Raw genomic sequence first — 15532 nt, 5'->3', positions numbered from 1 at the left:
CGCGCCGTTCCGACATTTCGGGTGATCCTTCCGACCGGTTTTCCGGATCTTCAGACAGATCCGGACCGATCGCATCCGAGGGCGCGACGGCTTGCATCGCAATCTCAAGCAAAATGAAAGGCATGCGCGCGATTGGCTGCGCTCTTCGTAGTCTGGCACGAATGCTGCTTGGGTATCTGCAAAAGAAGAAGCAATAGCTCGAGAACAAGCAACCGAGGGGACGTTCAGATGCCGGCCAGTATTCAACTCATCATCTAGAGCGCAGGCGATATCGCCCGTGTTGCATTGCGCTTCCGCGCCTACGTGGAACGCAGTGAGCGTTGACGCTTGACTTCGGCTTGGCATGCAATGGAGAGGGTAATGAAGGTCGCGGACGCGCACGATTTGGATCCGCAGGAAACCCGCGAATGGCTTGATGCACTATCTGCCATCCAGGGTCACCGCGGAAATGAACGGGCCGAATTCGTCGTCAATGCGGTGGTTGACGCCGCTCGCAGCGGCGGCCTCGGCATCCAGCAGACGTTGACGACGCCCTATTGCAATACGATTCCGCTGGATCAGCAGCCGGCGTTGCCGGGCGACCGCGCCATCGAGCACAAGCTGCGCTCGATCATCCGATGGAATGCGCTGGCGATCGTCCTGCGCGCCAACAAGGAAAGCTCGGAGCTTGGCGGCCATATCGCCAGCTTCCAATCGGCTGCCACACTCTACGATATCGGCTACGGCCATTTCTGGCATGCGCCGACAGACAGCCATGGCGGCGATCTGATCTTCGTGCAGGGGCACTGCTCGCCCGGCATCTACGCGCGTGCCTTTCTCGAAGGACGGCTGAGCGAGGAGCAGCTGCTCAGCTTCAGGCAGGAGACTAGCGGCAAGGGACTGTCGAGCTATCCGCATCCCTGGCTGATGCCGGACTTCTGGCAGTTCCCGACGGTGTCGATGGGACTGGGGCCGCTGATGGCGATCTATCAGGCGCGCTTCCTGAAATATCTCGAGAACCACAAGCTCGCCGATACGTCCAATCGCAAGGTCTGGGCTTTCATCGGCGACGGCGAGACCGATGAGCCGGAATCGCTCGGCGCCATCTCGCTTGCGGGTCGGGAAAACCTCGACAATCTGATCTTCGTCATCAACTGCAATCTGCAGCGGCTCGACGGACCGGTCCGTGGCAACGGCAAGATCGTTCAGGAGCTCGAAAGCGTTTTCCGCGGCGCCGGTTGGAACGTCATCAAGGTGCTGTGGGGTTCGGGCTGGGATCGCCTGCTGCAGAAGGACAAGAGCGGGCTCTTGCTGAAGCGCATGGAGGAATGCGTCGATGGCGAGTACCAGGACTTCAAGAGCAAGAGCGGCGCCTATATCCGCGAGCACTTTTTCGGCAAGTATGACGAACTGAAACAGCTCGTCGCCGACATGAGCGACGACGAGATCTGGAAGCTTGCTCGCGGCGGTCATGATCCGGAAAAGGTCTTCGCAGCCTATGCGGCGGCGGTGAACCACAAGGGCCAGCCGACGGTGATCCTGCCGAAGACCGTCAAGGGCTACGGCATGGGCGAGTCCGGCGAAGGCCAGATGATCGCGCACCAAGCCAAGAAGATGACGCAGGATGCGCTGCGCGGATTCCGCGACCGCTTCCAGGTGCCGGTCGCCGACGCGGACTTGGCGAAGGTTCCCTTCATCCGCATGCCGGAAGACAGTCCGGAGATGAAGTATTTTCGGGCCCAGCGCGAAAAGCTTGGCGGCAGCCTGCCGCAGCGCCGGCGCAAGTCCGCATCCCTGCAAGTTCCGCCGCTGTCGACGTTCCAGCGCCTGCTCGACTCGACGGGCGACCGTGAAATCTCGACCACAATGGCTTTCGTGCAGATGCTCGGCAGCCTCGTGCGCGACAAGGCGATCGGCAAGCACATCGTGCCGATCGTGCCCGACGAATCCCGTACCTTCGGCATGGAAGGCATGTTCCGCCAGCTCGGCATCTATTCATCGGTCGGCCAGCTTTACCGGCCGCAGGATGCCGATCAGCTGATGTACTACCGCGAGGACAAGAGCGGACAGGTTCTGCAGGAGGGCATCAACGAAGGCGGCGCCATGTCGAGCTGGATCGTCGCGGCGACGTCCTACAGCACGAACAACGTGCCGATGATCCCGTTCTATATCTACTATTCGATGTTCGGCCTGCAGCGCGTCGGCGATCTCGCCTGGCTCGCGGGCGACATGCGCGCGCGCGGCTTCCTGCTCGGCGGCACCGCCGGCCGCACTACCCTCAACGGCGAAGGGTTGCAGCACGAGGACGGCCACAGCCACGTGCTTGCTGGTACCATCCCGAACTGCGTCTCCTACGATCCGACCTTTGCCTATGAGGTCGTGACGATCGTTCGCGAAGGCATGCGCCGCATGTATGAGGCGCAGGAGGACGTCTACTACTACATCACCCTGATGAACGAGAACTATCCGCATCCCTCGTTGGCCGAGGCAGGCAAGGGGGCGGAGGAGGGGATTCTCAAAGGACTCTATCTCCTGAAGCGCGGCGGCGAGACGGCCAAGAAGGGACTTCGCGTCCAGTTGGTCGGATCTGGCACGATCCTGCGCGAGGTGATCGCGGCAGCGGATCTGCTCAAGACGGACTTCGGCGTGACGGCGGACGTGTGGAGCGCGACGAGCTTCAACGAACTGCGTCGCGATGGCATGGCCGCGGAGCGCTGGAACCTGCTGCATCCGACCGAGCCGCGCCGCAAGAGCTGGGTGGAAGCGCAGCTGGAAGGGCATCCGGGTCCGGTCGTGGCGTCCACCGACTACATGCGCAACTACCCCGACCAGATCCGTGAATATGTGCAGGCGGCCGGACGCCGCTACGTCGCGCTGGGCACGGACGGTTTCGGACGCAGCGACTATCGCGTGAAGCTGCGGAAATTCTTCGAGGTCGACCGGCATTACGTCGCCGTCGCTGCACTCAAGGCGCTTGCCGACGATGGCGCGATCAAGCCGGCCATCGTGGCCGAGGCCATCGCCAAATATCAAATCGACGCCGGGCGCGCTGCGCCCTGGACCATGTGACGCGGCCGAGCCGAGGACAGAGCGATGAGTGGTCTGATCGACATCAAGGTTCCCGATATCGGTGATTTCAAGGACGTCCCGGTCATCGAGGTCTTCATCACGCCGGGCGACAAAGTGAAGGCTGAAGATCCACTGGTCTCGCTGGAGTCGGACAAGGCGACCATGGAGGTGCCGTCGCCGCGCGATGGCGTCGTGAAATCAGTGGTCGTCAAGGTAGGCGACAAGGTGAGTGAAGGCACCGTGATCATGCAGTTCGATGGCGCGGGCGCGGAACAAGCCGAGGCGCGCCCGGTCGTCAGCGCGCCGCCGTCGCCCGTTAGCGCGCCAGCCGGCATCGCCGAGGTGCGCGTCCCTGATATTGGCGACTTCAAGGACGTTCCGGTCATCGAGATCTTTGTAAAGCCCGGCGACTGCGTAAAGGCAGAGGATCCGTTGATCGCGCTAGAGTCGGACAAGGCGACGATGGAAGTGCCGGCGCCGCTCTCAGGCACCGTGCGCGAAATCAAGCTGAAGACGGGTGACAAGGTCAGTGAAGGTTCAATCATTCTATCGCTTGTAACCGGGGAATCGCCTGTGCAGGCCGACGGGCCTCCCGCGTCGCTGCCTGCGTCCTCACCGACCGCCGCCGCCGGAACGGCGGTGGTCGGTGCCTTTGACGAAGGAAGCTTTGCGCTCGCCTATGCCGGCCCGGCGGTGCGCAAGCTGGCGCGCGAACTTGGTGCCGATCTCGGCAAGATCAAGGGCTCAGGCAATCACGGCCGCATTCTGCGCGAAGACGTTGAGGCTTTCATCAAGGGCGGGGCGGCGCCTCCCAAATCGCAAGCCGTAGCTGCAAGCGGAGGCGGCGTCGGCGGCATCGACCTGCTGCCCTGGCCCAAGATTGATTTCGCAAAATTCGGGCCGGTCGAGCGCAAGGAGCTCGGCCGCATCAAGAAGATCTCGGCGGCCAACCTGCACCGCAACTGGGTTGTCATCCCGCACGTCACCACGCACGACGAAGCCGATATCACCGACCTCGAACAGTTCCGCGTCCAGATGAACAAGGAGCTGGAGAAGAGCGGCGTAAAACTCTCGCTCCTGCCGTTCATGGTAAAGGCCGCGGTAGCGACGCTGCAAAAATTCCCGGAATTCAATGCAAGCCTCGACGGCGACGCGCTCGTCTACAAGAACTACTGGCACATCGGCTTTGCCGCGGACACGCCGAACGGCTTGATGGTGCCCGTCATTCGCGATGCCGACAAGAAATCGGTGCCGGAAATCGCAAAGGAAATGAATGCACTCGCCAAGCTCGCGCGCGAGGGCAAGATCAAGCCCGACCAGATGCAGGGCGGGACTTTCTCGATCTCCTCGCTCGGCGGCATCGGCGGCGTCTATTTCACGCCGATCATCAACGCGCCGGAAGTCGCGATCATGGGCGTGTGCAAGGGTTATTGGAAGCCGCACTCGGCCGACGGCAAGACAGTCAACTGGCAGCTGACGCTGCCACTGTCCCTGTCGTGGGATCACCGCGTCATCGATGGCGCGGCGGCAGCCCGCTTCAACGTCTACTTCGCCAATGTGCTCGCCGATTTGCGGCGCGTGCTGTTCTGAGGTTGGGGAGCGCAGCATGGCTCAGCAGATCGAAGTGAAGGTTCCTGATATCGGCGACTTCAAGGACGTCGCTGTCATCGAGGTCATGGTGAAGGCAGGCGAAACTGTTGCCGTCGACACCAGCCTCATCATGGTGGAGTCCGATAAGGCGTCGATGGAGATCCCATCTTCGCACGCCGGCGTCGTCAAGGAAGTGAAGGTCAAGACTGGCGACAAGGTGAGCGAGGGGGCGGCCATCCTGGTGCTCGAGGCAGCTGGCGCCGCTGCTGCGCCAAAACCCGCGCCGGCGTCGCAGCCGGCCGCCGCCGCTCCGCCGCCACCCGCGCCATCTGCGGCATCCTATTCCGGCAAGGCGGACATCGAATGCGACATGCTGGTGCTGGGCGCCGGTCCTGGCGGCTATTCGGCGGCCTTCCGCGCTGCCGATCTCGGCATGAAGACCGTGCTGGTCGAGCGTTACGATACGCTCGGCGGAGTCTGTCTCAATGTCGGGTGCATTCCGAGCAAGGCGTTGTTGCATACGGCGTCTGTGATCGACGAGGTCAGGCATCTTCCTGACCATGGTATTTCCTTTGGCACGCCGCAGATCGAGCTTGGCAAGCTGCGCGCCTTCAAGGACGGTGTGATCAAGAAGCTGACTGGTGGCCTGGCGGGCATGGCCAAGGCCCGCAAGGTTGAGGTCGTGACAGGCGTCGGCTCGTTCCTCGATCCGCATCACCTCGAAGTCGTCTCGGCGAGTGGCAAGAAGACTGTCAGGTTTGCCAAGGCGATCATCGCCGCCGGCAGCCAGGCGGTGAAACTGCCGTTCCTGCCCGAGGATCCGCGCATCGTCGATTCGACTGGCGCGCTGCAGCTCAAGTCAATTCCCAAGCGCATGCTGGTGATCGGTGGCGGCATCATTGGGCTCGAAATGGCGACGGTCTACTCGACGCTGGGCACCCGCATCGACGTCGTCGAAATGCTCGATGGATTAATGCAGGGCGCCGACCGGGACCTGGTGAAAGTGTGGGAGAAGATGAACGCGCCGCGCTTCGACAAGGTCATGTTGAAGACCAAGACGGTTGGCGCGAAGGCAACCGAGGCTGGAATCGAGGTGAGGTTCGAGTGCGAGCAGGCGCCCGCCGAGCCGCAGCTGTATGACCTCGTTCTCGTAGCGGTCGGCCGAAGCCCGAATGGCAAGAATATCGGCGCTAAGAAGGCCGGAATCGCGGTGACCGAGCGAGGTTTCATCGACGTCGACAGGCAGATGCGCACCAACGTGGCGCACATCTTTGCGATTGGAGACATCGTGGGGCAGCCGATGCTGGCGCACAAGGCCGTGCACGAGGCCCACGTGGCCGCCGAAGTCGCCCACGGCGAGAAATCCTATTTCGATGCGCGGCAAATTCCCTCCGTCGCCTACACCGATCCCGAAGTCGCCTGGGCCGGCAAGACCGAAGACCAGTGCAAGGCCGAGGGTATCAAGTTCGGCAAGTCGGTGTTCCCTTGGGCGGCGTCCGGCCGTGCCATCGCCAACGGTCGCGACGAGGGTTTTACCAAGCTGCTGTTCGATACGGCGACCCATCGCGTGGTCGGCGGCGGCATCGTCGGCACCCACGCCGGCGATCTGATCAGCGAGATCTGCCTTGCGATTGAGATGGGCTGCGAGCCGGCCGATATCGGCAAGACCATTCATCCACACCCGACACTCGGAGAGTCCATCGGCATGGCGGCCGAGGTGTTCGAGGGCCACTGCACGGACCTTCCGCCACAAAAGAAAAAGTGACGCCGCGGTTTGAGATGAAGGAGACAGTCATGGTTTCAAGCGCGTGGCGAATTCTAATCCTTCTCGCATTTGTCCTGCCTGCGCCCAAGTTGGCGTCGGCGGCGGAGGCGCATTGGCCCCAGGTGCTCACTCTCGGCACCGCGTCGGAAGGCGGCACCTATCACGCCTATGGCGAAGGGCTGGCCCGATTGCTCACGCAAGAACTCGGCATCGCGGTGGTGGCGCGGCCGACCGGCGGCCCGATCGAGAATATCAAGCTGCTCGAGACCGGTGAAATCCAGCTGGCCTTCGTCACGCAAGGCGTGGCGTTGCAGGCGTGGAGCGCCAGCGCTGCCTGGACCGATGGGCGGCAATACCGAAACATGCGCGTCATGTTCGCGATGTATGATACGCCGTTTCAGTTTCAGGTGCTCAGTGACTCGCCGATTCAATCGTTTGCCGAATTCGCCGGCAAACGTATCGGTGTCGGGCCCGTGGGCGGTACCACCGCCAACTACTTCCCCGAGTTCCTCAAGACACTGAAGATCGAAGCCACCTTAGTTCACGGCGATTGGGCAGAACTCGCGGAGAAGTCGGTGGCGCGGAGCATCGATGCGCTCGCGGTCGGCGCCGGCGTGCCGGCTCCGTTCCTTATCGATATCGAGCGAAAGGCGAAGGTGCGTTATCTCCCTCTCACGCGGCAGGAGATCGCAACGCTGCGCCTGGCGATGCCGGAACTCTCCGCATCCGTTGTCGCGGCGGGTTCGTATCCTACTTTACGGCGCCGGTACGACACGGTCGGTCTGTTCAACTTTGCCGTTGCGCACAAGGATCTGCCGAACGATCTGGTCACGGCCATCGTCGACACGGTGTTCGCCAATAACGAGCGGATGATCGAATTCCATCCGGCGGCGGCGGAAACGATCCCCTCGAACATCGCACGCAACAATTTCATTCCGTTACATGGTGGCGCGGTCAGTTGGTATCGCAGCAGGGTTACGCCTGGGGTCGTGCAATCGGACTGAGAAACAGTTTCTAGGGAGGGAATGAGACATGGCAACAGCAGCAACGACGGACGGTCACCAATCCGTAAAATGGTATCAGCACCTCTATGTGCAGGTTCTGGCTGCAATCACCGTTGGCATATTGCTGGGACATTTTTATCCTCAGATAGGCGAGCAGATGAAGCCGCTCGGCGATGCGTTCATCAAATGCATCAAGATGATCATCGCCCCGATCATTTTCTTCACGGTTGTGCATGGAATTGCGAGTATGCGCGACATGAAGAAGGTCGGACGTGTTGGTTTGAAGGCATTGATCTATTTTGAGGTGCTGACGACGGCTGCGCTGATCATCGGACTTGTGGTGATCAATTTGTGGAAGCCGGGCGTCGGTATGAACATCGATCTGTCGACCGTTGACACGAAGTCGATCGCGGCCTTCACCGCAAAGGCGAATGAGCAGGGCACGGTCCAGTTTCTGATGGCCATTATCCCGTCGACGGTCGTCGGCGCTTTTGCCCAAGGTGAAATCTTGCAGGTGTTGTTCTTTGCGATCCTGTTTGCATTCGGGCTGCAGGCTCTCGGTCAACACGGCGAGGGCGTGCTGCGGCTGATCGACGTCGTGAGCCATGTGTTCTTCAAGATCGTGGGCTACATCATGAAAGTGGCGCCGATCGGAGCGTTCGGCGCAATGGCGTTCACGATCGGCAAGTATGGCGTTGCGACGCTGATTTCCCTGGGGAACTTCATGTTGGCGTTTTACGCAACATGCTTGTTGTTCGTCTTCGTTGTGCTCGGCTCCGTTGCTGCCCTTAGCGGTTTTTCGATCTTCAAGTTCATCCGTTATATCAAGGAAGAACTCCTGATCGTGCTTGGCACTTCGTCGTCGGAAACAGTGCTGCCGCGCATGATCGCCAAGATGGAGAATCTTGGCTGTGAAAAGTCGGTCGTCGGTTTGGTCATTCCGACCGGCTATTCGTTCAATCTCGATGGCACTTGTATTTACTTGACAATGGCCGCGATCTTCCTGGCGCAGGCGACCGGTACGGATCTGACGATCTGGCAAGAGCTCGGCATCATCGGCGTTCTGCTCCTGACATCCAAGGGCGCCGCCGGTGTCACGGGATCCGGCTTCATTGTTCTGGCCGCAACACTTGCGTCCGTCGGGACAATTCCGGTCGCGAGCATCGCCTTGATCCTTGGTATTGACCGCTTCATGTCGGAAGCGCGCGCGCTCACCAACCTCATAGGAAATGGCGTTGCGACAGTCGTTGTCGCCAAGTGGGAAGGGGCGCTCGATGAAAGAGTGCTCCATCAACGCCTGGACCTGGATCGCGATGTCGAAGCGGACGATCCGGAGGCCGTAAAGATTGCGGATGACGAGATAGAGGCAGGCGTCCCCCGGCCAGTCGTCGCTTGACGTGAAAGCGGCAGAAAGTGATGCGGAAAGCTAAACAAGGAGTTGATCATGACTGAAGTAGTAATTGTATCTGCCGCGCGAACGCCGGTTGGTTCCTTCAATGGGGCGTTGGGATCGCTAACTGCCCACGAACTTGGAGCGGTGGCGATCAAGGGAGCGCTCGAACGCGCCAGGGTCTCGCCGGCAGAAGTTGATGAAGTCATCCTGGGCCAGGTGCTGGCCGGCGGCGAGGGACAAAATCCGGCACGACAGGCCGCCATGGCGGCCGGCATTCCGCAGGAGAAGACGGCGTGGGGCATGAACCAGCTTTGCGGTTCGGGCTTGCGGTCGGTGGCTCTCGGCTTGCAGCAGATCGCCAACGGCGATGCGAAAGTCATCGTTGCCGGCGGCATGGAGTCCATGTCGATGGCGCCGCATCTGTCGCATATGCGGGGCGGCACCAAGATGGGCGACGTCAAGTTCGTCGACTCCATGCTGAAGGACGGCCTGCTGGATGCATTCCACGGCTACCACATGGGCGTCACGGCCGAGAATATTGCCACCAAGTGGCAGATCAGCCGGGAGGAGCAGGACGCCTTCGCGACCAGCTCGCAGAACAAGGCTGAGGACGCGCAAAAGGCCGGCAGGTTCAAGGACGAGATTGTTCCCGTCACCGTCAAGACTCGGAAGGGCGACGTTGTTGTCGACCAGGATGAGTATATCCGCGCCGGCACGACGCTGGACGCGCTTGCCAAGCTCAAGCCCGCCTTCAACAAGGAAGGCTCGGTGACCGCCGGAAATGCCTCTGGCCTTAACGACGGCGCGGCCGCCATGGTGCTGATGAGCGCGGACGAGGCCAAGAAGCGCGGGCTCACGCCGCTTGCGAAGATCGTCTCCTGGGCGACCGCGGGCGTGGATCCCGCGGTGATGGGGTCGGGACCAATCCCGGCTTCCCGCAAGGCGCTCGAGAAGGCCGGCTGGAAGGTCAAAGACCTTGACCTCGTCGAGGCAAACGAAGCCTTCGCCGCGCAAGCGATCGCCGTCAACAAGGACATGGGCTGGGATCCGTCGATCGTCAACGTGAACGGCGGCGCCATCGCCATCGGCCATCCGATCGGGGCATCCGGTGCGCGCGTTCTGACGACTCTCCTGTTCGAGATGCAGAAGCGTCACGCGAAGAGGGGGCTCGCGACGCTGTGTATCGGCGGCGGCATGGGCGTCGCCCTGACGGTCGAGCGCTAGGCCGATACGATCGATCGTTTCGATCGCGATAAGACGCGGACGGCATGACGCCGTCCGCGGAAGAGAATGGCTCTCCAAGAGCCACGGGAATTCAGAACAAGCTCAGCATCAGGAGGGAGATCATGTCCAGGGTTGCAGTGGTGACTGGCGGTACTCGAGGCATCGGAGAAGCGATCTCAGTTGCGCTCAAGGCGGCCGGCTACAAGGTCGCGGCGAGCTATGCCGGCAACGACGAGGCGGCGGCGAAGTTCAAGGATCAGACCGGGATCAATGTCTACAAGTGGGATGTATCGAACTACGAGGCCTGCGTCGCCGGTCTGCAGCAGGTCGAAGCCGAGCTGGGGCCGGTGGAGGTGCTGGTCAACAACGCCGGTATCACCAAGGACGGCATGTTCCACAAGATGACGCCGGAGCAATGGTACGGCGTCATCAACACCAACCTGAATTCGCTCTTCAACATGACGCGGCCGGTGTGGGAAGGCATGCGCGAGCGCAAGTTCGGCCGTGTGATCTGCATCTCCTCCATCAACGGCCAAAAAGGCCAGATGGGCCAGGTCAATTATTCCGCCGCCAAGGCAGGAGACATCGGCTTCGTGAAAGCATTGGCGCAGGAGGGGGCGCGCGCCGGCATCACCGTGAACACGATCTGCCCGGGCTATATCGCCACCGAGATGGTCAAGGCGATCAACCCGGACGTCGTGGCCAAGAACATCCTGCCCCAGATCCCGGTCGGCCGTTTGGGCGAGCCGCATGAGATCGCGCGAACCGTCGTCTTCCTGGCATCGGACGATGCCGGCTTCATCACGGGCTCGACGATATCCGCGAATGGCGGCCAGCACATGAACTGAGCGACCGCCATGACGATCCAGCCACGAGGGGACCTCACGACACGGACGCTCGCCATGCCCGCGGATGCGAATCCGAGCGGCGACATCTTTGGCGGCTGGGTGCTCTCACAAATGGACATTGCGGACGGCATCCATGCCGGACAACGGGCGCAGCGGCGCGTCGCGACGGTTGCGATCGAGGCGATGCATTTCATCAAGCCGGTGCATGTCGGAGGCGCCTTGTGCGTCTACGCGGCGCCCGAGCGTGTCGGGTGCACCTCGATGGCGATCCGCCTCGAGGCCTGGGCACTGCGCCGCCGGCTTGGAGACCGCGTGAAGGTGACGGAAGGCATCTTCACATTCGTCGCACTGGACGCCGAGGGGCGGCCGGCGCCGATCGCGTCCGATGGGCAGGGGGAAGCATCGCAGTAACCACCAATGAAGGAGAGGGAAATGTCCGACGACAAATCGAAGGCAAATGATACTGACTGGGGCTTCGCCGGGTTCGACTTCGCCAAGCTCATCGAATCCTGCCAGATCAGCGGTGTCGACATGACGTCCCTGATCAATATGGAGAAGAAGAACATCGATGCGCTGATTGAGGTCAACCGTTCGGCATATGACAGTTGGCGAAGCTTGATGGCGCGACAGAACGAGGTTCTCCAGGAAACCATGAAGGCGATCGCCGCAGAGGCCAGCAACGAAACGGTCGCGGGACGGCGCGCTGAAATCGCCCGGCAGGGGTTCGAGAAAGCTCTCGCCAACATGCGTCAGCTCGCCGAGGCAGCGACCGAACAGCAGAAGCAAACGATTGAGATATTGCGCCGGCGTTTCGAAGACGGATTGGCGGCCATGCATACGCGGGATGGGAGCGTCTGAGGTCACTTGACCGGCAGCGGGAAGAGGGGCGGAAGCGTCCGCCTCTCGAACAAGGGTAGAATCGGGGAATACGATGAACCAGGATCTGAGGGAAGCCGCACTCGAATATCACCGCCTGCCGAGGCCGGGAAAAATTTCCGTGGTGCCGACCACGGCCATGGCGACACAGCGCGATCTGTCGCTCGCGTATTCGCCGGGCGTGGCGGAGCCTTGCCTGGTCATCGCCAAGGACCCTTTGCAGGCCGATGTGCTGACCGCACGCAGCAATCTCGTGGCTGTCGTCACCAACGGCACCGCCGTGCTTGGTCTCGGCAATATCGGCCCGCTGGCCGGCAAGCCCGTCATGGAAGGAAAGGCGTGCCTGTTCAAGAAGTTCGCCGGAATCGACGTGTTCGACATCGAACTTGCCGAAGAGGACCCTGACGCGCTGATCGAAACCATCGCCAGGATGGAGCCGACCTTCGGCGGCATCAACCTGGAGGATATCAAGGCGCCGGAATGCTTCTACATCGAACAAAAACTCCGCACTCGCATGAAGATTCCGGTCTTTCACGATGACCAGCACGGCACTGCGATCATCGCCGCGGCGGCAATCCTCAACGGCCTGAAGCTGGTCAAGAAGGATATTGCCGACGTCAAGCTGGTGTGCTCCGGCGCCGGCGCGGCTGCGCTGGCATGTCTTGATCTCATTGTCAGCCTTGGCCTGCGGCACGATCGTATCATCGTGACCGACGCAAAAGGCGTCGTCTATGCGGGCCGCACTGAGGGCATGGATGACAACAAGGCGCGCTATGCGGTGAAAACGGATGCGCGAAAGCTGGACGAGATCATTCAGGACGCGGACATCTTCCTCGGCTTGTCGGCCGGCAATGTGCTGACATCAGACATGGTCAAGAAGATGGCGCGAGATCCCCTGATCTTCGCCATGGCCAACCCGATCCCGGAAATCATGCCGGAAGACGCGTTGGCGGTCCGTCCGGATGCGATCATCGGCACGGGGCGATCGGACTACCCCAACCAGATCAATAACGTCCTGTGCTTCCCGTTCATCTTCAGAGGCGCTCTCGACTGCGGAGCGACGACGATCAACGAGGAAATGAAGCTTGCCACCGTCCGTGCGCTGGCGGATCTGGCCATGACGGAAGTGCCCGAGGTGGTGGCCGCTGCGTATAAGGGGGAGAAGCTTCGATTCGGCCGCGACTATCTCATTCCAAAGCCGCTCGACCCGCGGCTCATCGAGGTCGTCGCCCCGGCGGTGGCCAAGGCCGCGGCCGACAGCGGTGTCGCCAAGCGTCCGATCGCGGACATGGAAGCCTATCGCCAGCAGCTCAGCCGGTTCGTCTATCAATCCGGCAACGCGATGCAGCCGGTCTTCTCGGTGGCGAAGGGAAGCGGCAAGTCCCTGCTTCTGGCTGAGGGCGAAGACGAGCGCGTGCTACGAGCTGCCCAGGTGGTCGTTGACGAGAGGATCGCAAGGCCATTGCTGGTCGGCCGGCCCTCGACGATCGAGGATCGGATCAAGTCGTTCGATCTCCGGCTACGGCCGGGCATGGACTGCGACATCATCGATCCGCATGATGCGGAGATCTATTCCAAATGCGCGGAAGTGTACCATTCGCGCAGAAAGCGCGACGGCGTATCGGCTGGCCTCGCTCTCTCGGAGACCCGAAGCAATGCGACCGTGCTCGCCTCGCTCCTTCTCGCAAGAGGCGTCGGTGACGCGATGCTGTGCGGGGTCATCGGCAGGACATCTGATCATCTGGCCGCCATTCGCAACGTGATCGGCACCCGGGACGATGTGCGGACTCTCGCCGTCATGCAGATGCTGATTCTGCCGCAGCATCAGCTGTTCATTTGCGACACCCATTGCCATCTTGATCCGACCGCTGATCAGGTCGCCGACATCGCCTTGCTGGCGGCGGCGGAGGTCAGGCGTTTTGGTATCACACCGCGGGTGGCCTTGTTGTCGCATTCGAGCTTCGGCAGCTCTGCCGTTCCGGAAGCCAACAAGATGCGGGAGGCGCGGGCGATCATTCGCGAGCGATCCCCCGATCTGGCGGTCGAAGGCGAGATGCGCGGGGACGCCGCGCTGTCGCCATCCGTGCTTCACCACGAGTTTCCCGATTCCGGCTTCGAGGGACCGGCGAACGTGCTGGTGATGCCGAATCTCGATGCCGCCAACATCTCCTACAATCTGCTCAGGATGGCGGCGGGCCAGGGATTGACGGTCGGCGGCATCCTGCTGGGGGCGGCAAAGCCGGCTCACATCCTCACGCCATCGTCCACGGTCCGGCGAATCGTGAACATGGCCGCCGTCGCGGTCGCAGATGCGGTCTCCGAGAGAGCATGATCGGGAGGACGCGTTTGGACGGATAGTGAACTCGATCGGTCGAGGCCATCATGAGTAAGCCGCAATTGGGAAAACCCCGGATTGTGATCGTCGGAGGCGGAGCCGGCGGATTGGAGCTTGCGACGCGTCTGGGCGACAAATACGGACGCAAGGGGAGGCTCGACATCACGCTGATCGAGCGAAACCGCACGCATGTATGGAAGCCGAAGCTCCACGAGATTGCCGCGGGGAGCATGGATATCGCAGCTCACGAGGTCGACTATCTCGCGCAGTCCTATTGGCACGGCTTTCGCTACCGCATCGGAGACATGATCGGTATCGATCGGGACCGCCATGTGGTGCAAGTGGCGCCGTATTTCGACGCTGAAGGCCGCGAGGTCACGCCGAAGCGGACCTTTGACTATGATGTTCTCGTCGTCGCCGTCGGAAGCCAGAACAATGATTTCGGCACGCCTGGAGTCGCCGACCACGCGATCAAGCTCGAATCGCAGTCGGACGCACGGCGATTCCACGAACGAATGATCAATGCATGTATTCGCGCGCATGCACAATCGTCGCCTCTCGGAGCGCACCAGTTGAAGGTCGCGATCATCGGGGCCGGTGCGACGGGCGTCGAACTTGCGGCCGAGCTCCACAGAACGACGCGTGAAGTGGTGGCGTATGGCCTCGATCAGGTCGATCCCCAGAAGGACATCAGGATCACATTGATCGAAGCCGCCCAGCGGGTGCTTCCCGCACTGCCCGAACGGGTTTCGAAAGAGACGGAGAAGTTGCTTGTCAGGCTGGGCGTCGATCTGCTGGTCGGCGCCAAGGTTTCCGAGGTCGGCTCCGACCGTGTGAACCTGACGGACGGCCGGACGATCCCCGCCGAATTGATCGTCTGGGCTGCAGGAGTGAAGGCGCCCGATTTCCTGAAAGATATCGCCGGCCTCGAAACCAACCGCATCAATCAGCTCGTCGTTCGGCCAACGCTGCAAACAACGCGCGACGACGGCATCTTTGCAATCGGCGACTGCGCGGCCTGCTCATGGGGCGAGCGCGGCAACGTGCCGCCGCGCGCGCAGGCGGCCCACCAGCAGGCCTCGCATCTTTATTCCCAGATTCTGCGCTATCTGCAAGGCGAGCCGCTCAAGCCCTATCGGTACAGGGATTTCGGATCACTGGTGTCGCTCGGCGAATTCAGCACGGTCGGCTCGATGATGGGAGCGCTGGTCGGCGGCAATCTCGTCTTCGCGGGCATTTTCGCAAGGATGATGTACCTGTCTCTCTACAAGATGCACGAACACGCGCTGCACGGTTCGGTGAAGGTTGCGCTCGACACGCTGGCACGCCTGATCACCCGGCGCACCGAGCCGCATGTGAAGCTTCATTGATATCGGGTCGCGGGGAGGGATGCCGTGCCGGTCGATGCAAGCTTGAGTGATGCGAAGGTACTGCGCCGAACCCGGAGGG

Annotated in this window: 11 protein-coding genes; all 11 read left to right on the top strand. The window is 61.6% G+C overall.

Annotated elements, in window-relative coordinates; translation table 11 throughout:
• Window positions 1-348 precede the first annotated feature (348 nt).
• The 11 genes from aceE (at window position 349) to ACFXS9_RS01915 (ending at window position 15453) form a co-directional block, all read left to right on the top strand.
• Window positions 349-3048: a pyruvate dehydrogenase (acetyl-transferring), homodimeric type gene (aceE, locus tag ACFXS9_RS01965; RefSeq protein WP_392684531.1), complete on the top strand. Its 2700-nt coding sequence runs from the start codon at window positions 349-351 to the stop codon at window positions 3046-3048.
• A gap of 24 nt (window positions 3049-3072) precedes the next feature.
• Complete coding sequence (locus ACFXS9_RS01960) at window positions 3073-4638, top strand: dihydrolipoyllysine-residue acetyltransferase (protein WP_392684528.1); 1566 nt, start codon at window positions 3073-3075, stop codon at window positions 4636-4638.
• A gap of 16 nt (window positions 4639-4654) precedes the next feature.
• Entirely contained in the window at window positions 4655-6403 is a 1749-nt protein-coding gene (gene lpdA / locus ACFXS9_RS01955) for a dihydrolipoyl dehydrogenase (protein ID WP_392684526.1), read from the top strand.
• A 29-nt stretch (window positions 6404-6432) separates the two neighbouring features.
• Window positions 6433-7407: a TAXI family TRAP transporter solute-binding subunit gene (locus ACFXS9_RS01950; protein WP_392684524.1), complete on the top strand. Its 975-nt coding sequence runs from the start codon at window positions 6433-6435 to the stop codon at window positions 7405-7407.
• 28 nt (window positions 7408-7435) lie between these two features.
• A complete protein-coding gene (locus ACFXS9_RS01945; protein ID WP_392684521.1) occupies window positions 7436-8803 on the top strand; it encodes a dicarboxylate/amino acid:cation symporter in 1368 nt (455 codons plus the stop codon).
• A 48-nt stretch (window positions 8804-8851) separates the two neighbouring features.
• Window positions 8852-10024 carry an acetyl-CoA C-acetyltransferase gene (locus tag ACFXS9_RS01940; RefSeq protein ID WP_392684518.1) on the top strand — a complete coding sequence of 391 codons (1173 nt, stop codon included), beginning with the start codon at window positions 8852-8854 and terminating at the stop codon, window positions 10022-10024.
• 122 nt (window positions 10025-10146) lie between these two features.
• Entirely contained in the window at window positions 10147-10872 is a 726-nt protein-coding gene (phbB, locus tag ACFXS9_RS01935; protein ID WP_392684515.1) for an acetoacetyl-CoA reductase, read from the top strand.
• A 54-nt stretch (window positions 10873-10926) separates the two neighbouring features.
• Entirely contained in the window at window positions 10927-11283 is a 357-nt protein-coding gene (locus tag ACFXS9_RS01930) for an acyl-CoA thioesterase (RefSeq protein WP_392684512.1), read from the top strand.
• A gap of 21 nt (window positions 11284-11304) precedes the next feature.
• On the top strand, window positions 11305-11730 hold the full coding sequence (gene phaP, locus ACFXS9_RS01925; protein WP_392684509.1) for a TIGR01841 family phasin: 426 nt from the start codon (window positions 11305-11307) through the stop codon (window positions 11728-11730).
• A gap of 73 nt (window positions 11731-11803) precedes the next feature.
• Window positions 11804-14080: an NADP-dependent malic enzyme gene (locus tag ACFXS9_RS01920; RefSeq protein ID WP_392684506.1), complete on the top strand. Its 2277-nt coding sequence runs from the start codon at window positions 11804-11806 to the stop codon at window positions 14078-14080.
• A 50-nt stretch (window positions 14081-14130) separates the two neighbouring features.
• Window positions 14131-15453 carry an NAD(P)/FAD-dependent oxidoreductase gene (locus ACFXS9_RS01915; RefSeq protein WP_392684503.1) on the top strand — a complete coding sequence of 441 codons (1323 nt, stop codon included), beginning with the start codon at window positions 14131-14133 and terminating at the stop codon, window positions 15451-15453.
• Window positions 15454-15532: the final 79 nt, after the last annotated feature.

It is taken from the genome of Bradyrhizobium sp. RDI18 (assembly GCF_043203335.1).
Taxonomy (GTDB): Bacteria; Pseudomonadota; Alphaproteobacteria; order Rhizobiales; family Xanthobacteraceae; genus Bradyrhizobium; species Bradyrhizobium retamae.
The sequence above is the reverse complement of the archived record's forward strand: the minus strand, read 5'-3'. Positions and strand labels throughout refer to the sequence as shown.